Source organism: Bifidobacterium asteroides, assembly GCF_048001765.1.
GTDB classification, from domain to species: domain Bacteria; phylum Actinomycetota; class Actinomycetes; order Actinomycetales; family Bifidobacteriaceae; genus Bombiscardovia; species Bombiscardovia asteroides_K.
Map to the genome: position 1 here is coordinate 852,273 of NZ_CP181447.1, position 20,947 is coordinate 873,219.

The window sequence follows — 20,947 nt, forward strand, 5'->3', positions numbered from 1 at the left end:
GTCCGGATGCTGTCGAGGCCTCCTTGCTAGAAATGGTCATCGGTGCGTAAGCGACCGCCCATGCGAGGACCCGTGTCCCCTGGGCGCCAAGAGGTGAACGGCGAGGTAAATGGTGGCGAAAAAGCCTGAAAAGGGAAAGTCCTATGGTGCCGGCAGTCTGACGGTCCTGGATGGCCTGGACGCAGTGCGCAAACGTCCAGGCATGTACATCGGGACCACGGACAGCCAGGGGCTCATGCACTGCCTTTGGGAGATCATCGACAACGCCGTGGACGAGGCCCTAGCCGGCCAGTGCGACCACATCAAGGTCATTCTGCACAAGGACGGCTCCATCGAGGTGGACGACAACGGCCGAGGCATCCCCGTCGATATTGAGCCTCGAACCGGGCTGACCGGCGTGGAGGTGGTCCTGACCAAGCTTCACGCCGGTGCCAAGTTCGGCAACTCCTCCTACACGGCCGTGGGCGGCCTGCACGGCGTGGGCTCTTCGGTGGTCAACGCCCTGAGCTCCCGACTGGACGTGGAGGTGGACAGGGATGGCAAGACCCACCGGATGCGCTTCCACCAGGGTCATCCCGGCATCTACCAGGACCCTGATCCGGAGCGACCCTCGCCTGACTCGCCCTTCAAGCGCACCAGGAAAAACCGGCCTACACCCCTGGAAGTAGTGGGCAGCGTGCCCAAGTCCCGGACCGGGACCAGGGTGCGCTACTGGGCCGACCCGGAAATCTTCAACCCCACGGCCCGGTTCAGCTACGCCCAGCTGATCGACCGGGTGCGCCAGACCAGTTTCCTGGTGCCCGGCCTCAAGATCACCGTGATCGACGAGCGCATCCCCGCAACAGGAAGCGCCGAACAGAACCTGCGCCTGGAGGTCGATGGCGAGTCTGCTGCGGAACAGGATGATCAGGACGTTCAAGGGAACCTTCTTGAATCGTCTGTCAGCGGCGACTCTTCGGAAGAAGATGCCGGAGACGAACGTGCCGAAGGCGCACAGGCTGATGATACCGACCTTTCGGCCACAGAGCAGGCTGACCGGGCCATGCTGAAGCCGGAGGACGAGTCCGGCCATCAGCGTGTGGAGGAATTCCTGCACACCGGCGGGGTGAAGGACTTTGTTGACTTCCTGTCCAAGGGCGAGCCGGTCAGCGACATCTGGCGGATCAGCGGCCAGGACACCTACCAGGAGGAGACCCAGCGGGTGGGCCCCGACGGCGAGCTGCACGCCGAGCAGGTGGAACGTGTCTGCGGGGTGGATATCGCCCTGCGCTGGGTCAACGATTACGATTCAGTCGTCCGCAGCTTCGTCAATGTGGTGGAGACGCCTGGCGGAGGCATGCACGTGGACGGGTTCATGAACGCCATGACCCGCCAGGTGCGCAAGGCCGTGGAGGCCAACGCCCGCCGCCTTAAGGTCAACCTCAAGGACTCCCACACCAAGGTGGAGCGCGACGATGTCCTGGCCGGTCTGGTGGCCGTGGTCACGGTGCGCATCGCTGAGCCGCAGTTCCAGGGCCAGACCAAGGACGTGCTGGGCACAGCCCAGGTCAAGCCAATCGTCAGCCGGATGACCGACGACCAGTTCGGCCAGATGATCAGCGGTTCCAAGCGTGGCTTCAAGGAGCAGTCCGGCCAGGTGCTGGAAAAGATCGTGGGCGAGATGCACGCCCGCGTCCAGGCGCGCAAGACCAAGGAGGTCACCAGGCGCAAGAACGCTCTGGAATCTGCCTCCATGCCCTCCAAGCTCTCGGACTCCATGCCCGGCAACGACGACATCGCCGAGCTGTTCATCGTCGAGGGCGACTCCGCCCTGGGTACGGCCAAGGCCGCCAGAAACTCCATGTTCCAGGCTCTGCTGCCCATCCGCGGCAAGATACTCAACGTGCAGAAGGCCTCCCTGTCCCAGATGCTGACCAACAAGGAGTGCGCCTCCATCATCCAGGTGGTCGGCGCCGGCTCGGGAGCCAGCTTCGACATCGACCAGGCCCGCTACAACAAGGTCATCATGATGACCGATGCCGATGTTGACGGCGCCCACATCCGCATCCTGTTGCTGACCCTCTTCTACCGCTACATGCGGCCCCTGATTGAGAACGGGCGGGTCTACGCCGCCGTGCCGCCCCTGCACAGAATCGCCCTGGCGGGCAAGAACAAGGGGAAGTTCATCTACACCTATTCGGATGATGAGCTGGAGGGCAAACTGGCCGACCTGCAGGCCAAGCACATCGACTACAATCCCGATGTGCAGCGGTACAAGGGTCTGGGCGAGATGGACGCCGACCAGCTGGCTGACACCACCATGGATCCCAGGACCCGCATGCTGCGCCGCATCCGCATGGAGGATGCCGCTCAGGCGGCCGGCATCTTCCCCCTGCTCATGGGCGACGACGTGCCGCCCCGCAAGCAGTTCATCGTGGACAATGCGGACGACTTCGATCGCAGCAAGATCGACACCTGATCGACCTTCAGCAGGGCCCAAAGGGGCGGGGAGAGGAGTGTGACGCATATGGGCGATCCCTTGGACAATTTCTCCCCGCAGACGGCCGACTGGTTCCGCCAGGCCTTTCCCGAGGGGCCGACGCCGACCCAGGTCCAGGCCTGGCCTGCCATCCGCTCAGGCGGCGATGCACTGATCATTTCGCCCACCGGATCGGGCAAGACCCTGGCCGCTTTTCTTTGGGCCATTGATGAGCTCATGACCAGGCCTCGGCGCTCCCGGAAACCTGGGGTCGCCGTGCTCTATATCTCGCCCATGAAGGCCTTGGGGACTGACGTGGCTCGCAACCTGCAGGCTCCGCTGGATGGCATCGCCGAGCGATTTACACAGCAGGGACGAAAAGCGCCCAAGGTCCGGACGGGCATCCGCACCGGAGACACCGATGCCCGTGGCCGCAGGGCCCTGGCCGCCCATCCGCCGGATATTCTGGTCACCACCCCGGAATCGCTCTATCTGATGCTGACCTCCAAAACAGCCAGCACTCTGAAGAACGTGCAGACCGTTATTGTGGACGAAATCCACGTTTTGGCGGGCAACAAGCGCGGGGCCCATCTGGCGCTGAGCCTGGAGCGGCTGGACGACCTGGTCGGGCGGCCGGTGCAGCGGATAGGCCTGTCGGCTACGGTCCGGCCGCCCGAGCAGGTGGCACGTTTTCTGGGCGGCAGCCGTCCGGTCAGCCTGATCCAGCCCAAGTCGTCCACAGCCATGGACCTGCGGCTGATCGAGCCCCTGGAGGATATGGGCGATCTGGTTGCGCCTCCTGGCGAATCCGGGCAGGAAGGACAGGAGAGCGACAAAAGAAGCGGATCCATCTGGCCAGCCATCGAGCGTGCCATTCTGGACCAGATCCTGTCCCACCGCACCACCCTGGTCTTCGTCAACTCCCGCGGCCTTGCCGAGCGCCTGACCGCCCGGCTGAACGACCTACACCAGTCCGATCTGCAAGCGTCCAAACACCGTAGCCGAGGCAGCAGTGGACAGGGCCAACCAGGTTTATCCCCACAAACAGACGAGCCCACGGCCAGGGCTGGGCAGGTCGGGGAGCCAGCCCACTACGATTCGGCCACCGGGTCTACCTCCGAGAGAACTTCCGGCCTGGTCGTCGACCAACCCATTGCCATGGCGCATCATGGTTCGGTGTCCAAGGAACGCCGCCGTCAGGTGGAGGATGACCTCAAGGCCGGCAGACTGCGGTGCGTGGTAGCCACCTCCAGCCTGGAGCTGGGTATCGATATGGGTTCGGTCGATCTGGTCATCCAGGTCAATGCCCCGTTGTCGACCGCCTCGGGACTGCAGCGGGTGGGCCGGGCCGACCACCAAGTGGGACGGGTATCACAGGCCAGACTTTTTCCCCTGACCCGCGAGCAGATCCTGGAGTGCACGGCCAGCATGGAAAGCATGGTCCAGGGCGACATCGAACCCACCATCATGCCCAGCAGTCCCCTGGACGTTCTGGCCCAGCAGACGGTGGCCGCGGCCGCCATGGGACTGCTCAAGGAGGAGGACTGGCTGGCCACGGTCAGACGGGCCGCGCCCTTCGCCCACCTGGACCGGCAGGTCTACCGGGCGGTGCTGGGTATGCTCAGCGGCGCCTATACCTCCCAGGATTTCACCGCCTTCCGCCCCATCCTGGTCTGGGACCACCAGACCGGCACGCTGACGGCCCGACCCGGTGCGCAACGCCTGGCGGTCACCTCCGGAGGCACCATTCCCGACCGCGGATCCTACACTGTGGTCATGCCCTCTGAGGCCGCCGGCGGCAAGCCCCGACGAGTGGGGGAGCTGGACGAGGAGATGGTCTACGAGTCCCGCAAGGGGGACGTGATCACCCTGGGCACCACCTCCTGGAGGATCCAGCAGATCACCCGCGATCGTGTGGTGGTGGTCCCCGCCCCGGGACGCTCCGCCAGACTGCCCTTCTGGCACGGGGAAGGCACCGGCCGCGACCCCGCCTTTGGCCGCCGCCTAGGCAGGCTCGCCAGGGAACTGTCCCAGGGCCTGATACCGGCAGTACAGACTGCCTCCGGTCGGCCGGCCTTCACTCAAGCCGTCTCTTCTCGTCTGCTGGAGGACGGTCTGGATCGTTCTGCCATCAATAATCTGGCTGCCTTCCTGGCCGAGCAGCAGGCCTCCACCGGTCAAGTGCCCGACGACCGGCACCTGGTGGTCGAGTGCTGCCCCAACGAGGAGGGTGACCTGAGACTGATCCTCCACTCGCCATACGGACGCAGGGTCAACGAGCCCTGGGCCCTGGCCATAGCCGCCCGGCTCTCCCGTGAGCGCGGCTACGACGGATCCGTCTGGGCGGGGGAGGACGGCATTGTCGTGCAGATTCCGGGCACTGACGCCTTCCTGGAAGATCGGCGAATATTCGGATTCACCCCCGACCAGGTGGAGCGCGAGGTCCGACGGCATCTGGTGGGCTCGGCGCTCTTCCAGGCCCGCTTCCGCCAGTGCGCAGCCCGCTCGCTCTACATGCCCAGGATGGAGCCTGGCCGCAGGGTTCCGCTCTGGCAGCAGCGTCTTCGAGCCTCCCGTCTGCTGGATGCGGCCCTGAAGGAGGATGACTTTCCCCTGGTTCTGGAGACCATGCGCGAGTGCCTGCAGGACGTCTACGACATGCCCGCCTTGCACGAACTGATGGCCGACCTGGAGCAGGGGAGCGTCCGTCTGATTCCGGCCTCCACCAAGACCCCCTCACCCATGGCCTCAGGTTTGCTCTTCGGTTACCTGGGGACCTTCATGTACCAGTACGACATGCCCAAGGCCGAGCGCGACGCCGCCATGCTGGCCATCGACTCCGATCTGCTGGAGCAGATGGTCGGCCAGGTGGATATGGCTGACCTCCTTGACCAGGAGACCGTTGACCAGGTGACCGCTGACCTGCAGCGGCTTTCGCCCAGGACCCGGGCCAGAGGGGCCGAAGGACTGGCAGACCTCTTGCGCATCCTGGGCCCCATGGATTTGGCCGAGATTCGTCGGCGTATGCGCGGCCAAGAGGACGAGCCGGCGACGGAGGCACAGGTCCGGGCCATGCTGGAGGAGCTGCAGGTCCAGTCCAGAGTGGTTCCGGTCAGACTAGGCGTTCGCGACTGCTGGGTATGGGCCGGTCAGGCAGAGCGGCTGACGGCGGTCCTGGGCCCTGGTATCCAGCCATCCCCACAGGCAGCAAAGGAATCGGAATCAGACAACGAAGCCTTCGACCAGCTGGTCAGGCAATACGCTGCAGTCCACGGGCCATTCACCACCCAGGATCTGGCTGGTCACCTGGGCCTAGGCAGTGCTCTCTTGGAGGACAGGCTGCGCTCCCTGGCCGCACGCGAGCTGCTCATGACGGGGGTCTTTCCCAGACCTGACCTGAGTGCCTATGGCGAGCCTGGTTGGGAGGGAGGCGAGCCCCGCCGAGGGTGGCTGGATTCCGAGGTCTTCCGTCGGCTGCGCTCGCGGGCCCTGGCCAAGGTCAGCAAGGCCGCCAGTCCCGTTCCCAGCCATGTCTACAGCGACTTTCTTCTTCACCGTCAGGGTCTGGCACCCTTGGGTCAGGAGCCCTTGATGGGCACTGAGGGGCTGCTGGAGGTGGTCGGTCAGCTGGAGGGATTGAATCTGCCGCCCGCGCTCTGGGAGTCGGCCATCTTCCCGGCCAGGGTGCGTGATTACGGTCCTGCATTGATGGACGATCTGCTGGCTTCGGGCCAGGTGGTCTGGGTGGGATCCGACCAGGGGGAGGGACCGCTGGGCGCCATGACCTTTTACCTAGCTGAGGACCTGGATGAGGATATTCCCCGGCAAGCCACCGGTTCGCTGCCTGCTGGGGATGAGGCCGATAAGGTAAGCAGGTCGAGCGGCCAGGGAGATCCGGGCGACTTGGAAGAGTCCCTGCTGGATGTTCTGGCCGACGGGGGAGCCTACCGCTTTGATCGCCTTCTGCGTGCCTGTGCCGGTCGTGGTGGCAATGACATCGCGTCCCCTGATTCTGAGTCTCCAGACCAGGAGGCCCTGGCCCGGTCGTTCTGGGGGCTGGTCAGGCGTGGACTGGTCACCAACGCCTCCCTGGCTCCGGTCAGGCGGCTGGTCCGAGGATCCGGACCACAGCCCTCGGGGAGGACCCGCCGTTTGCCCCATGGTTTGCGTGGACGCGGCAGGCCCTTGGGTCGCGCAGCCTTGACACGGGCGGCCGGTTCATCAGCGTTGTCGGCGGCGGAGGAAGGATTCTGGACTCTGGTTGCCGATCAGCGCGGACCAACAGCAGGTGCGGCAGGGATTGGCATGCACAATTCAAGCGACGATGACCGGCAGCGGACCGTCCACCTGGTCCATGAGGAACAAGCCATCCTGGACCGTTATGGGCTCCTGGCTCCGGTCCTGCCTGAGGTGAGGTCCCTCCCTGGCGGATTCTCGGCCCTTTATCAGGTCTGCAGGCGCATGGAGGAGGCCGGCCAACTGACGCGTGGAGTCATCGTCGACGGTTTCGGCGGCGCCCAGTTTGCTCCTCGGGAAGTGATTGACCAGCTCAGGGACTTCCAAGAGGGTCAGCGCAATGATGATGGCGATGGTGGATTGGAACAGCGTCCTCCCGAGCCCGTGGTCATGGATGTGACCGATCCTGCCAACCTCTATGGCACGGCCCTTACCTGGCCGACCACATCAGGGGATGGCGGCGGTCGGCCCATTCGGCGGATGGGGAACCTCTTGGTGCAGAATCGAGGCCGTGCCCTGGTCTATGCGGCGCCCAAGGGGCATCATCTGCTGGTCTTCGGTGAGCCCGGGCGTGGGTTGCTGGAGGCGGCTTTCTCTCAGTTGGCTTCATGGCTGAGGCAGGGCGGACAGGGTCGCATCCTCTTCAGTGATGCCAATGGTCAGCCCCTGACCATGCGCGAACCGGTGGGCATGGCCATGGCTGCGGCCGGATTCACAGCCGGGCCGGGCGGTATGGCCCTCTACTGAACCTTAATTGAACGCGTCCTCAGGCCACGAAGGCGATGGGCGCTGCCAGCTCCTGACCGGAGGCATCCCGGCGCATGTCCACGTCGGGCAGTTCGACCGGCGATCCGGCGGCGGTGCTGGCATGCAGGGGCCAGGCGCCAACACGGGCCAGCAACAGGGTGTCCTGACCCTTGAGGAAGCGCTGGGAGCGCACGCCCCCTGTGCCGCGACCCTTGACCGGATACATCTCCAGCGGGGTCAGCTTGGCCGATCCGTTCTCTGTACCGGGCAGGGCCTCGGAGTCGCCAGCCACGGTCAGGACCACAGCCCCGGCCTGGGTGCTCATGCCATCCTCGCCGGTCTCCTGGTAGGTCCAGCCGATCTCCCCGGCCGGCACGACAGCGAAGGTGGCTACCTGGCAACCCTGGGCCAGACGGATGCCCACCATGCCGGCTGCATTGCGGCCCTGGGGCCGAACCTTGTCCCCGGTGAAGGTCAGCAGGCTGGAATCCGAAGAGATGAGCACCATGCGGTCCCCGTCCTGGCAGGGGGCTGCGAAGACCACCTGGTCGCCATCCTTCAATTCGATGACCGACCAGGAGTCCATGGTGGTCGGGGACTCGCGGTTCCAGCGCTTGACCGTGCCCAGCCGGGTGCCCAGGGCCAGGGGTCGGGAGTCGGCCATGTCGATGACGGTGACGGCGTGCTCGTCGGCCTGTGGTTCGGTGCTGGCGGTTCCGCCCAGGAGCTCGTCAGCCACGATGCCCCCGCTCAGGTTGGGGTTGGCGGTGGCTGGGATCAGCGGCAGGTCGGCCACGGGGGCGGTGATCAGCCGGCCAGCCGTGGTGACCAGGCCGTAGGTGGCCAGGGTGGTGGTGGCGAATATGGCGATGATCTGGTCGTCGTGCCCCCGGTCCTGGTTGCGCGGCCGGGACCGCCAAGCATCCAGGGCACCCGGGGTGCTGCGTGCCAGCAGGCCGGTGGCGCTCATCATGACCGTGCAGGGCTTGTCCTCCATGTGCAGGTCGCCGCCGTCACCGCCGCGGCTGGTTCCTCCGCTGGCCAGCAGTGCGGCCTGTGGGCCAGCACTGGCCTTGCTGGGGGTTTGCTGGTCGTCGGCTGCTGCTGACTGCACGGGGGCCAGGTCACCGGAGGGCTCCTGGTCCAGGATGACCGTGCGCCTGGGTGTACCCCACTGGGCCACCGCCTGATCCATCTCCTGGATGACCACCCGGTCCAGCTCGGCCGAGGAGCCCAGAATCCGCTCCAGTTCCTCCAGCTGCTTCTTGAGGTCGTCGCGCTCACCCTCCAGCTCGATCCGGCTCATCTTGGTCAGCCGCCGCAGACGCAGGTCAAGAATGTACTGGGCCTGGGTCTGATCCAGGTCGAAGACCGCCATCAGCCTGGTCTTGGCCGCATCCGCATCGTCCGAGCTGCGGATGACCTGGATGACCTCGTCAATGTCGACCAGGGCCAGCAGGAGCCCCTCGACCAGGTGCAAACGCTCCAGGGCCTTCTTGCGGCGGAACTCGCTGCGCCGATGAATGACCGTGCGCCGGTGCTCCACCCAGACCTCCAGCAGCTCCTTGAGTCCCATGGTTCTGGGCCGTCCGTGGACCAGGGCCACGTTGTTGATGGTGAAGGAGTCCTCCAGGGGCGTGTACTTGAAGAGCTTGCCCAGAACCTTGCCCGGGTCGAATCCCGTCTTGATCTCGATGACCAGGCGGGTCCCGTTGTGCCGGTCGGTTAGGTCGATGGCGCTGGAGATGCCCTCCAGCTTGTGGTTGCGCACCCCCTCGGAAATGCGCTCCAAAACCCGCTCGGGGCCCACCATGAAGGGCAGCTCGGTGACCACGATGGCCTTCTTGCGGGCGGTCACGTTCTCCAGGTGGGTGACGGACCTGGTCACGAAGGCCCCGCGGCCGTGCTCGTAGGCCTTGCGGATGCCGTCCCGTCCCACGATGATTCCGCCGCCGGGCAGATCCGGACCGGGCATGTAGCGCATGAGTTCGTCCAGGCTTGCGTCGGGGTGGGCCATCAGATACTTGGCGGCGGCCACCACCTCGCCCAGATTGTGCGTGATCATGTTGGTGGCCATGCCCACGGCGATGCCCGAGGCCCCGTTGACCAGCAGGTTGGGGATGGCCGAGGGCAGGACCTGGGGCTCCTTGAGCTTGTTGTCGTAGTTGGGGGAGAAGTCCACCGTGTCCTGGTCGATGTCGGCGTTCATGCCCAGAGCCGCCGGGGCCAGCCTGGCCTCGGTGTAGCGGGAGGCCGCCGGTCCATCGTCCAGGGATCCGAAGTTGCCGTGGCCGTCGACCAGGGGCAGACGCATGGCGAAGGGCTGGGCCAGGCGGACCATGGCTTCGTAGATGGATGAGTCCCCATGGGGGTGCAGCTTGCCCATGACCTCGCCCACGGCCCTGGCGGACTTCATGTAGGGGCGGTCGGGGTTGAGGTTCATCTGCCCCATCTGGTAGATGATCCGCCGCTGGACCGGCTTGAGTCCGTCACGGGCGTCGGGCAGGGCCCTGGCGTAGATGACCGAGTAGGCGTATTCCAGGAAGGACTTGCTCATCTCCTCGTTCAGAGGGGTTTCGACGATGTGCTCCTTGACTTGCCGGGGGTCATACCCCGCCGCCTTGCTCCTACGATGAGTTGCCATGCTCCAGCTCCTGCTCCTTCACGTTCCGCCTTATGATAACCGGACGGTCCGCCAAAGCGTGCCTGCCGGGCCCGATGTCGGCCTGGGGTCTGACCGTGCTTGAATGGAAGGCATGGGTCTGGATACACCTGACATGAAGAAACTGCTGCAGCCGAGTCCGCCTATCCAATACGGGGACCAGGCGGGAGACAACCACGTTGGCGGACCCCGGCATCTTTCCGCCGTCCTGCCCGCCCTGAGCGCCTGTCTGGGAACGCCCGTGGCCACTGATGTCCATCCGTCCGCCAAGGCACTCCAGGAGGCCCTGGGACTGCCTGATGCCAGCTCGGCGGTCGTCGTCCTGGTGGACGGGCTGGGATTCTGGAACTTGGTCAGTCGCCAGGGCCATGTGCCCTACCTGCGCTCGCTGCTGTCCGAACCCATCAATCAACGTCCCATGTACACCAGCCTGCCCTCGACCACGGTGGCGGCCATGGGGGTCTTCGGCACCGGAACCAGCCCTGGACTGACCGGCATGACCGGCTACACCCAGCTGAATCCGGACACCGGTCAGTTGGGCCAGATGATCCAGTTCAGGGGGGCCCAGGACCCCGAGCGCCTGCAGCGCCGTCCCACGGTCTTCGAAACCCTCCAGGCGCAGGGGGTTCGTGTGACCTCCTCGGGCCTGCCGCGTTTCCGCGACTCCGCCCTGACCCGTGCGGCTCTGCGCGGCGGGGAGTACCTGGCCCACAACCACTCCCGTCAGCGTCTCCTGGCCGCCTGCGAAGCTGCCCGCCAGCCGGGGCTGACCTACCTCTACATCCGCGAAGTGGACAAGGTGGGCCACCACAGCGGTTGGGAGGGCGAGGAATGGGTGGCCGCTCTCGAAGCGACCGATGCACAGCTGGCCGAGCTTCATCGCCGCCTGCCCGCCGGGACGCTGACGGTTATCGTAGCTGACCACGGCATGGTCCAGGCTGATCCGGACCGGCGTATCGACATCGCCCAGGACCCGGAGCTGAGCCAGGATGTGCGACTGGTGGGTGGCGAGCCCAGGGCGGTCATGCTCTACCTGGACCAGGGGGCGGATTCCCAGGTTGTGGCTGCACGCTGGCGTGAACATCTGGGGGAGCGGGCCTGGGTGCTGACCCGGGACCAGGCCATCCAAGGGGGAATCTTCGGCCCTGTGGATGCCCGGATTCGACCCATGATCGGCGATCTTCTGGTTCTTGCCGGTGACAGGATCACCCTGGTGAATTCTGCAGATCAGACTGATGCCGCGACCAGACTGCCTGGCGTCCACGGCTCATGGACCCGTCTGGAGACGCAGATTCCCTGCCTGATCGATCTGGTCTGACTACTTGCCGAAGAGAATCTCGTCCCAGCTGGGTACGGCCGATCGCCCGGAGTGCTTTTTGGCCCGCTTGCTGCGGCGTCCCTCCTTAGGCTCGTCCTCTTGCTCATCCTGGCTGGCATCATCGCCTTGGTCCTGCTGCTGGGGCTGTTCCTGGTCAGCCTGGCTCTGCCCATGGTTCTGCACAGGCAGGACCATGGTGGATTCATTGTCTCGGATGGGGGGATGCTCGGCCGTGTCGGGGTCCTCGGTCAGTTCGGCACGGGGGTGGCTGGGTTCCCGCTCGGCTGTCCGATCCTGGCCTTCCTTGGGCTTGCCATAGAGCCAGGCCGTGAGCGCTGCCTGACGCTCGCCATCCTTCTGGCCGTCCGATCCAGTATCCTCTTCTTCGATTTGGGCAAGGGCATCCTCCTGGTTTGGAGGACGCCTGTCGGTCTGGTCATCGATCTCTTCGGCAGGGTCCTGGTCCCAGGCAGGCCGCTCCTGTCCATGGCCGTCTGCGGAATCATCCATCAGCATCCTTGCCGCCCCGTTCAGACAGGTCACGGTGTTGTCATGCATGTTCCAGGCCCAGCGGGCGTTGAAGATCCGCTTGTCCAGCGTAAACACGCCGTTGATGTTCCAGGGTTGGTACCCCCGCCTGGTGGCCTGCCAGGAAACCTGTGACAGGCTGACCCCGGCACGGGCCAGCACCTTGCCAATCAGCTCCTGGTAGTTTCGCCCGTCCGACCCCTTGGGCGCCGGCATGGTCATGAACTGCTCGATGGCGTACTTCTTTTCGGTCTCCACAGGGGCCGCGAAACGCCGTACCAACGCTTCGTTGACAGCGTATTGCTGAGCCACCTGTTCGGGGCGGGCGCCTGCGCGCACAGCCGCCTGAATGGCTGAGACAGGCAGTGGCTTGGACTTGCCGGTCTGGGGGTCCACGTCCTCTTCCTCCTTGACCTGCTTGGCCTCAAGAATGGCGCGATCAAGCGCATCGTCGACCCTTACGGCGAAGTGCCGGTGGTCACAGACGAAGACCAGATCGCCCCTGTCGTCGACATGGTCAAAGCTGGCCACCCTGGTCCCATTCTCAGACATGCACGCCCCTATCCTCTTACGGTTCCTTTACACGGCCTTAGGTATTTCCATTGTGCCCTACGGTTGGTATTTTACGTGCTTTTGAAATCGTGTATCCTATGCGCAGTACATATCGTGTGAAATGACCGGCATACGAGGTGGCTGGTCGAACAAGGAAAGGGTACACGATGGCACAGGATTACGATACCCCGCGAGACAAGGACGAAGACGAGGAATCCCTGCAGGAGCTTGGCAAAAGCGGCCAGGATGCCGGGGCTGACCTTGACGACGACGAGAACGCCATCGCCGAGGACTACGAGCTGCCTGGCGCCGACCTGAGCAATGAGGACTCTTCGGTGACCGTCATCCCCATGCAGGGCGATGAATTCATCTGCTCCAACTGCTTCCTGGTCAAGCATCGGAGCCAGCTGGCCTACACCACCCCTGACGGCAAGCCCGTCTGCAAGGAGTGCGCCGCCTGATGGCCTATGACGAGTCCTACAACGAGCCTGAAACGGTCGAGGTCCTGTTCAAGTCCTTGGATGGGGCCGAGGTGCCGGAATACGCCATGCCCGGTGATGCGGGAGCCGATCTGCGAGCCAGGGTGGCTGTAGATCTGGCCCCCTTCCAGCGGGCCTTGGTACCTACCGGCGTTGCCCTGGCCCTACCCAACGGCTATGTCGGCTTGGTTCATCCCCGCTCGGGACTGGCGGTCAAAATGGGTGTGACCGTGCTCAATGCACCCGGGACCATCGATGCCGGCTACCGGGGTGAAATCAAGGTTCCACTGATCAACCTGGATCCGCATGAATCGGTCCACTTCGAGCCGGGGGAGCGGATCGCCCAGCTGGTCATCCAGCGCTACGTGCAGGCCCGTTTCGTGCCCGCCGAACGCCTGCCTGGCTCGGTGCGTTCGGATGGCGGATTCGGCTCGACCGGCCGTTGAGGCACCCTTCGGACACGAGCGGCCAGAATGGGCCAGGCGCAAGTGTAGGATTGGTGCATTATATCGGGACATTGGAGGCTTGAATGGTCACTCAGGAGGGCAGCGTCTGCAGCAATGATGTCGGCGATCAGGCCCCTTCCGGCCTGTCCTCCAGAGCTCTGGGCTGCGAGGTCAGCGACGATCCGCTCAACCCCCTGATGCCCATCTGGGAGATTTGCGCCGCCCATCATCCGGGCGAAGATCTGTCCATGCTCCAGCGCGCCTACGACCGGGCTGTGGTCCAGCATGCCGATCAGAGGCGCAAATCCGGCGAGCCCTATATCATCCATCCGCTGGCTGTGGCACAGATTCTGGCCGACCTGGGCATGGGGCCCACGGTGGTTTCGGCAGGTCTGCTGCACGACACCGTGGAGGACACCGACTACACCCTGGAGCAGTGCAGGGACGAGTTTGGCGACACGGTGGCCGGCCTGGTGGACGGGGTCACCAAAATATCCAAGATGGACTACGGCGATTCGGCCCAGGCCGAGACCATCCGCAAGATGATCGTGGCTATGAGTCGGGATGTGCGCGTCCTGGTGGTCAAGCTGGCCGACCGGGTCCACAACGCCCGCACCTGGCGCTATGTCAAGGCCGCATCGGCCCAACGCAAGGCCCGCGAGACCCTGGATGTCTATGCGCCCCTCGCCAACCGGCTGGGCATGAATGCCATCAAGACCGAGCTGGAGGAGCTCAGCTTCAAGACCCTCTATCCCAAGATCTACAACGAGATCGTGGTCCTGGTCTCCCGCAGGGCCGGCCAGCGGGAGGTCTACCTGCAGCAGATCCTGGACGAGATCCACGAGGATCTGGATGCCCAGGGCATCAAGGCCCAGGTGACAGGTCGGCCCAAGGACTACTTCAGCATCTACCAGAAGATGATTGTGCGCGGGCACGATTTCGCCAACATCTACGACCTGGTCGGTGTGCGCATCATCGTGGATACCATTCGTGACTGCTATGCGGCCCTGGGTGCCGTCCATGCCCGGTGGAGCCCAGTGCCCGGGCGGTTCAAGGACTACATCGCCATGCCCAAGACCAACCGCTACCAGTCCCTGCACACCACGGTGGTGGGACCTGGCGGCAAGCCGGTCGAGATCCAGATCCGCACCTGGCAGATGCACCGTCGTGCCGAGTTCGGCATCGCCGCCCACTGGAAGTACAAGGAGAACGGGTCCGCCGGCCGCGAGCTCTCCCAGCCTGACAAGTCCGATGTCAAGCGTGAGCGACAGGAGGGGGAGCTGAGCCAGGAGGACAACCTGACCTGGATTCAGCAGCTGGCCGACTGGACCAGCGAGACTCCTGACTCCAATGAGTTCCTGGGCTCTCTGAAGGACGATCTGGGCGCGGCCGAGGTCTATGTGTTCACGCCCAAGGGCAAGATCATCTCCCTGCCGGCTGATTCGACACCGGTGGACTTCGCCTATGCCGTTCACACCGAGGTGGGCCACAGAACCATGGGCGCGCGCGTCAACGGCCGTCTGGTCCCCCTGGACACCAAGCTGCGCAACGGGGACACGGTTGAGATTCTGACCAGCAAATCGGACACCGATGGGCCCTCGCGCGACTGGCTCAGCTTTGCCAAGAGCCCCCGCGCCCGCAGTAAGATCCGTCAGTGGTTCAGTAAAGAACGCCGTTCGGAGACCATTGAGGAGGGCAAGGACGAGCTGATCCGCGCCATGCGCAAGCGGAACCTGCCCGTGGCCACCCTGCTTACCCCCGAAGCCATGGTGGGAGCCGCCGACGAACTCAACTATCCCAATGAGAAGGCGGTCTATGCCGCCATTGGCGATGGACAGGTCTCCACCCAGAACGTGATCTCCCGGCTGGTTCACGATGCCGGCCGTTCAGCCCTCGAGGATGAGGTCGAGCAGGAGGCCATTCCCCTGCAGCGGGTCACCAAGTCCAGTCGGCCGGAGACCTCCCAGGGAATCTCGGTCAAGGGCGTGGACGATGTCTGGGTCAAGCTGGCCCGTTGCTGCACTCCGGTGCCGGGAGACCCCATCACCGGATTCATCACCCGCAACCAGGGCGTCTCGGTTCACCGGTCCGACTGCCAGAATCTTCTGGATCTGCGCAAGAAGCAGCCAGAACGGATCATCGAGGTTTCCTGGACGGGCAAACAGGGCACCTTCATGGTCCAGATCCAGGTGGAGGCCCTGGACCGGCCCCACCTGCTCTCCGACATCACCCAGGTACTGTCCGACCATGGCGTCAATATCCTGTCGGGCAGCCAGTCCACAGGCAGGGACAGGGTGGCGGTCAGCCAGTTCGTCTTTGAGATGGGCGACCCCCAGCATCTGAACACCCTCCTGTCGGCTGTCAGGAAGATTGACGGGGTCTTCGATGCCTACCGGCTGACCGGAGCCAAGGGCTCGACCAGTCCCCATATGCGGGCCATCTGACCTTCCCCTGCACCCCAGCAATTACCACTTTGTCAGCTTTCCCTCCAGACTCCTGCGACGGCCTCCTTCATTCTGTTCTGTCGAAGTGATCCATTGCTTTCAGCCTTGATAATTCGCCTGGCCAAAGGCGAAAAGACGGTTATCAACGGCGGTTACAGAAGGACCCCCGGTGGTCAATGACCAAGCCGGGGGTCCAAGCTGAAACGGCTGCGATCAGCGCACGGCGTTCATCCACTGCTCCTTGGTGGCCTTCTCGGCCTCCAATTCCTGCTTCTTGGCCGGATCCTGCTCGGCGGCGATCCGCCGGTCCAGATCCTTAAGCTGGGCGGTCAGCTGCTGCTCGAAGCTGGAGACTCGGGCATCGGCCTCGGGGTCGGACTGATTCCAGGCGGCATCCTCAACGGCCTTGATCTGCCTGTCTACGGCATCCATCCTGCCCTCAATACGACGCACGTCGTCACGGGGAACGAAGCCAATGGCATCCCATTCCTCCTGAATCTTGGCCAGTTCCTGGCGGGCCTGCTTGGCGGCCTTGGTGTCCTTGACGGGCAGTAGGGCCTCAGCCTTGGCCACCAGGGCCTCCTTCTTGGTCAGGTTCTCACGCTCGTTGACCGAGGTCTTGTCACGGTCGGCCTGGCGGGCGTTGAAGAAGACATCCGCGGCCTGGCGGAAGCGAGCCCATAGAGCATCGTCATCCTGACGTCCTGCACGTCCGGCCTGCTTCCAGCGGTCCATGAGCTCGTTGAACTGGTGAGAGGTGGGTCCCCAGTCGGTGGAGTCCTTGATCTGGTCGGCCTCAGCGATGATCTCGTCCTTGATCCGCTTGGTTTCGGCCCGCTGGGCGTCACGCTGCTGGGCCCACTTGCGGTGGGCCTGGTTGAAGGTGGTGCGGGCGGAGGAGAAGCGCTTCCAGAGCGCGTCCGCATCTGCCTTGTCGATGCGGATGGTGGTGCGCTGGTGGTGCTGCCACTGCTCGAAGAGGGAACTGAACTTGTCCGATGTGGAACGCCAGTTGGTGGAGTCGCCCAAGGAGGCGGCCAGCTCTTCAGCCTTCTCCACAATGGCGGTCCGCTCCTTGATGGCCTTGGCCATGGCGTCCTTGCGGGCCTGTGCCAGCTCGGCCTTACGGGCCTGCCCCTGCTCGGCCAGTTGGTCCAGCTGTGTGCGCAGGGCGGCGAGGTCGCCGACGGCCTCGGGCTGGCTGGTCTCCTCCTTGAGCGAGGCTACGGACTCGTCGATTTCGTGGGCCTTGATCTTGGGGCTGCGCAGCCGGGAGGCGAAGAGGTTCAACTTCTCCTTGAGGTCCAGGTATCGGCGGGCATAGAGATTTAGGGCCTCCTTGGCATCAGCGTTGGGGAACTGGCCCACCTGGCGCTCCTGGTCGCCCTCGCGGACGAAGACGTTGCCCTGCTCGTCCACCCGGCCGAAGGCTTCTGCCTTGTCTATCTCCTCCTGGCTGTATGTGGGAGCGGCGGGAGCGGCCTTGACGTGAGGGGCCTTGCGGGCCAGGGCTGCAGGCGAGGGGACTGCTTTGGGCTTTGCCGGCTTAGGTGCAGCGGGTGCTGGCGCAGGCGCTTCGACAGTTGCAGGCTGGGGCTCAGCCGGCACCTGTGCGGTCTGTCCCTGTCCGGCTTCGGGTGTTGTCGCAGCGGCGACCTGGCCCTCCGCGTCCGCGGTGTGCTCCTCCTGCGGTGTCGAGGTGTTCTCGGGTGTGATGGCGGTGTTGTCGGCCATGGCCAGCTCCTTAGGCTTGTGTGTTGGAGAGATCGCAAAATATGGCAATACCATTTTCCTTGACCTCCTATAGTATAGGTTCTTATGGCAAAAGGCACATCTCTATCCGGTTTTCCTGAATGGCTTCCTTCACAAAGAGTGGTGGAGCAGCGCATCATCGACACGCTCCGCAAGGTCTTCGAATTGAACGGCTACATCGGCATTGAGACCAGGGCCGTGGAAGAGGGCTCCAGCCTGCTCAAGAAGGGGGAGACCAGCAAGGAGATCTACCTGCTCTCCCGACTGCAGGACCTGGGTCAGGAAAAGGATGTGCCGGTAGAGCGTCGGCTGGGCCTGCATTTTGACCTGACTGTGCCGTTGAGCCGCTATGTGGTGGAGAACAGCAACGACTTGACCTTCCCTTTCAAGCGCTGGCAGATTCAGAAGGTATGGCGTGGGGAGCGCCCCCAGGAGGGACGGTTCAGGGAGTTCGTCCAGGCTGATATTGATGTGATTGGCAACGGGGAGCTGCCCGACCACTACGAGGTCGAGGTGCCCCTGGTCATGCTGAGCGCTCTGGAGGAGCTGCGGGCCTTCGGACTGCCCAAGCCTACTGTGCACGCCAACAACCGCAAGCTTTCCGAGGGATTCTACCGGGGTTTGGGTCTGGAGGATGTCGAGGGCGTTCTACGTGAGATCGACAAGCTGGACAAAATCGGCCCTGACGAGGTGGCCAGCCTGCTGGTCAGTGAGTGCGGTGCCAATCAAGACCAGGCCAGGGCCTGCCTGGATCTGGCCGAGCTGACCGCCGACGATGGCAAGCAGCTGCGCCAGCGCTTTGATGCCCTGGTTGACAAGGTCGGCATCGACAAGGAGTCTTCTTCATATGCCCTGGCCATTGAGGGGCTGGAGACACTGGCCATGATCATTGATGAGGCCGCCCGCATCCGGCCGGGCTCGGTCATCGCCGACCTGAAGATCGCCCGCGGTCTGGACTACTACACCGGCTCGGTCTACGAGACCTTCCTGGAGGGGGCGCAGTCCCTGGGATCCATCTGCTCCGGCGGCCGCTATGACAACCTGGCCAGTCAGGGCAACCGCACCTATCCCGGTGTGGGGCTGTCCATCGGGCTTTCTCGCCTGCTCTCCTACTTGCTGGCCCAGGGCGTCCAGGCCTCCCGGGTCTCTCCGGCGACGGTCATGGTAGCCGTCTGGGACGAGGAGGATCGCACCATCAGCAACCACATCGCCCAGGACCTTCGTGCCAGGGGGATCGCCGCCGATGTGGCTCCCACCGCAGCCAAGATCGGCAAGCAGATCCGCTATGCCGACCACCTGGGCATTCCCTATGTCTGGTTCCCGGCCAAGGAGGGCCAACAGGAGGGTGACCAGGTCAAGAACATCATTACCGGCGAACAGATTCCGGCTGACCTGGTGTCGTGGACGCCGGATAGCCTGTATGCCCGGCAGAGTGTGGAATACCAGGCCTGACGCAGGGGCAGGCCGAGCATTATGGAGGTACAGGAAAGCATGGGCCAGTCGGCTTACAGAACGAGCTACGCCACGGATGTCACGCAGGATATGGTCGGTCGCCAGGTCACGGTGGCCGGATGGGTGGATCGGCGCCGTGATCATGGAGGTGTGGCCTTCATCGACCTGCGTGACCGCTCCGGTCTGGTGCAGATCGTCATCTACGACGAGGAGGAGGCCCGGCCCCTGCGCAGCGAGTACGTGATCCAGGTCACCGGCAAGGTTCGCGAACGTCCCGAGGGCAATGACAACGAGCACCTGTCCACCGGGCACATCGAGATCGTGGCGGACAAGATCGAGGTTCTGGCCAAGTCGGCAGCCCTGCCCTTCCAGGTGTCCACAGCCCTGGAGAACGAGGCCGAGAACAAGCTGCCCGGCGAGGATGTGCGGCTGCGCTACCGTTATCTGGACCTGCGCCGCCCTTCCATGCAGCGCAACATCCGTCTGAGGGCCGCCATGAACCGTGCCGCCCGTGCCGCCCTGGACAAGATGTACTTCTGCGAGATTGAGACACCGACCCTGATCAAGTCCACTCCCGAGGGTGCCCGCGACTTCCTGGTGCCGGCCCGTCTGGTGCCCGGATCCTGGTACGCCCTGCCGCAGTCCCCCCAGCTGCTCAAGCAGCTGCTGATGGTGGGTGGCTTCGAGCGTTACTACCAGATCGCCCGTTGCTACCGCGACGAGGACTTCCGTGCCGACAGGCAGCCCGAGTTCACCCAGCTGGACATCGAGATGAGCTTCGCCTCCCAGGAGGACGTCATGGCCATGGCCGAGCAGGTCATCGCCGAGGTCTGGAAGGCTGCGGGATTCGAGATCACCCTGCCCATCCCCAGGATCAGCTGGCAGGAGGCCATGGACAAGTACGGCTCCGACAAGCCCGACCTGCGTTTCGGCAATCCCATCGTCGAGCTGACCGAGTACTTCAAGGACACCCCCTTCCGGGTATTCCAGGCCCCTTACGTGGGTGCCGTGGTCTACCAGGGTGCGGCCAACCTGCCCCGCAGGCAATTCGATGCCTGGCAGGAGTGGGCACGCCAGCGGGGTGCCAAGGGACTGGCATACGTCCAGTTCACCGGCGACGGCACCCTCAAGGGCCCCGTGGCCAAGAACCTGTCCGATGCCGAGCGTCAGGGTCTCAAGGAGGCTGTGGGAGCCTCGGATGGAGATGCAGTCTTCTTCGCCGCCGGTCCCCGTGAGGCCTCGCAGACCCTGCTGGGTGCGGCCCGTGTGGAGATTGCCCGTCGCCAGGGGCTGCTCAAGCCCGACGAATTCGCCCTGACCTGGGTTGTGGACTTTCCGCTCTTCAAACCCACTGACGACCCGGACGACGACGATGTGGCAGTGGGCCATTCCAAGTGGACCTCCATGCACCACCCCTTCACCATGCCCTCGGCCGATTGGATCGACCGTTTCGACAAGGATCCCGAGCACGCCATGAGCGACTCCTACGACATCGTCTGCAACGGCGAGGAGATGGGCGGCGGCTCGGTGCGTATCCACCGCGACGACATCCAGGACCGGATCTTCAAGGTGCTGGGCATCGGTCCCGAGGAGGCCCAGGAGAAGTTCGGCTTCCTGCTGGATGCATTCAAGTACGGCGCTCCGCCCCATGCGGGCATCGCCTTCGGCTGGGACAGGACCGCACAGATTCTGACGGGAGCCGACTCCATCCGCGATGTCATAGCCTTCCCCAAGTCCGGCGGCGGCCAGGATCCCATGACAGGGGCTCCGGCACCCATCTCCGACCAGCAACGCGCCGAGACCGGTGTGGACTGGGAGCCGGATCAGGAGGATGCCGACTGAGCGCATTCCGTCACTGATCGACGAGAGTCTA

11 protein-coding genes are annotated in these 20,947 nt (G+C 64.3%); 8 read left to right on the top strand and 3 right to left on the bottom strand.

Going from position 1 to position 20,947, the window contains the following annotated elements:
• Positions 1 to 109 precede the first annotated feature (109 nt).
• Together ACNAOV_RS03215 and ACNAOV_RS03220 are read left to right on the top strand one after the other, a co-directional pair.
• Entirely contained in the window at positions 110 to 2,458 is a 2,349-nt protein-coding gene (locus tag ACNAOV_RS03215; protein ID WP_416517935.1) for a DNA gyrase/topoisomerase IV subunit B, read from the top strand.
• A gap of 48 nt (positions 2,459 to 2,506) precedes the next feature.
• Positions 2,507 to 7,441 (top strand): ATP-dependent helicase, encoded by a 4,935-nt coding sequence (locus ACNAOV_RS03220; RefSeq protein WP_416517936.1) that lies wholly within the window; start codon positions 2,507 to 2,509, stop codon positions 7,439 to 7,441.
• Positions 7,442 to 7,460: 19 nt separating this feature from the next.
• On the opposite strand, the gene ACNAOV_RS03225 is transcribed toward ACNAOV_RS03220, so the two are convergent.
• Entirely contained in the window at positions 7,461 to 10,085 is a 2,625-nt protein-coding gene (locus tag ACNAOV_RS03225; protein ID WP_416517937.1) for a DNA gyrase/topoisomerase IV subunit A, read from the bottom strand.
• A 112-nt stretch (positions 10,086 to 10,197) separates the two neighbouring features.
• On the opposite strand from ACNAOV_RS03225, the gene ACNAOV_RS03230 reads away from it, so the two are divergent.
• The gene (locus ACNAOV_RS03230; protein ID WP_416517938.1) at positions 10,198 to 11,421 is read left to right on the top strand and encodes an alkaline phosphatase family protein; all 1,224 of its coding nucleotides are present in this window, start codon (positions 10,198 to 10,200) and stop codon (positions 11,419 to 11,421) included.
• On the opposite strand, the gene sepH is transcribed toward ACNAOV_RS03230, so the two are convergent.
• Positions 11,422 to 12,501, bottom strand: coding sequence for a septation protein SepH (sepH, locus tag ACNAOV_RS03235; RefSeq protein ID WP_416517939.1), 1,080 nt, complete (start codon positions 12,499 to 12,501; stop codon positions 11,422 to 11,424).
• 167 nt (positions 12,502 to 12,668) lie between these two features.
• Between sepH and ACNAOV_RS03240 the strand changes: the two genes are divergently transcribed.
• From ACNAOV_RS03240 to ACNAOV_RS03250, 3 genes are all read left to right on the top strand, one after another.
• Complete coding sequence (locus tag ACNAOV_RS03240; RefSeq protein WP_024627827.1) at positions 12,669 to 12,962, top strand: DUF4193 domain-containing protein; 294 nt, start codon at positions 12,669 to 12,671, stop codon at positions 12,960 to 12,962.
• Positions 12,962 to 13,426 carry a dUTP diphosphatase gene (gene dut / locus ACNAOV_RS03245; RefSeq protein ID WP_045935267.1) on the top strand — a complete coding sequence of 155 codons (465 nt, stop codon included), beginning with the start codon at positions 12,962 to 12,964 and terminating at the stop codon, positions 13,424 to 13,426. Before ACNAOV_RS03240 ends, dut begins: the two co-directional genes overlap by 1 nt.
• An 83-nt stretch (positions 13,427 to 13,509) precedes the next feature.
• Positions 13,510 to 15,870: a RelA/SpoT family protein gene (locus ACNAOV_RS03250; protein WP_416517940.1), complete on the top strand. Its 2,361-nt coding sequence runs from the start codon at positions 13,510 to 13,512 to the stop codon at positions 15,868 to 15,870.
• A gap of 213 nt (positions 15,871 to 16,083) precedes the next feature.
• Here the strand turns inward: ACNAOV_RS03250 and ACNAOV_RS03255 are convergent, their stop codons facing one another.
• Positions 16,084 to 17,604: a DUF349 domain-containing protein gene (locus ACNAOV_RS03255; RefSeq protein WP_416517941.1), complete on the bottom strand. Its 1,521-nt coding sequence runs from the start codon at positions 17,602 to 17,604 to the stop codon at positions 16,084 to 16,086.
• Between the two features lie 84 nt (positions 17,605 to 17,688).
• Between ACNAOV_RS03255 and hisS the strand changes: the two genes are divergently transcribed.
• Both hisS and aspS read left to right on the top strand, forming a co-directional pair.
• On the top strand, positions 17,689 to 19,074 hold the full coding sequence (gene hisS, locus ACNAOV_RS03260; RefSeq protein WP_416517942.1) for a histidine--tRNA ligase: 1,386 nt from the start codon (positions 17,689 to 17,691) through the stop codon (positions 19,072 to 19,074).
• A 39-nt stretch (positions 19,075 to 19,113) separates the two neighbouring features.
• On the top strand, positions 19,114 to 20,916 hold the full coding sequence (gene aspS / locus ACNAOV_RS03265) for an aspartate--tRNA ligase (RefSeq protein WP_416518139.1): 1,803 nt from the start codon (positions 19,114 to 19,116) through the stop codon (positions 20,914 to 20,916).
• Positions 20,917 to 20,947: the final 31 nt, after the last annotated feature.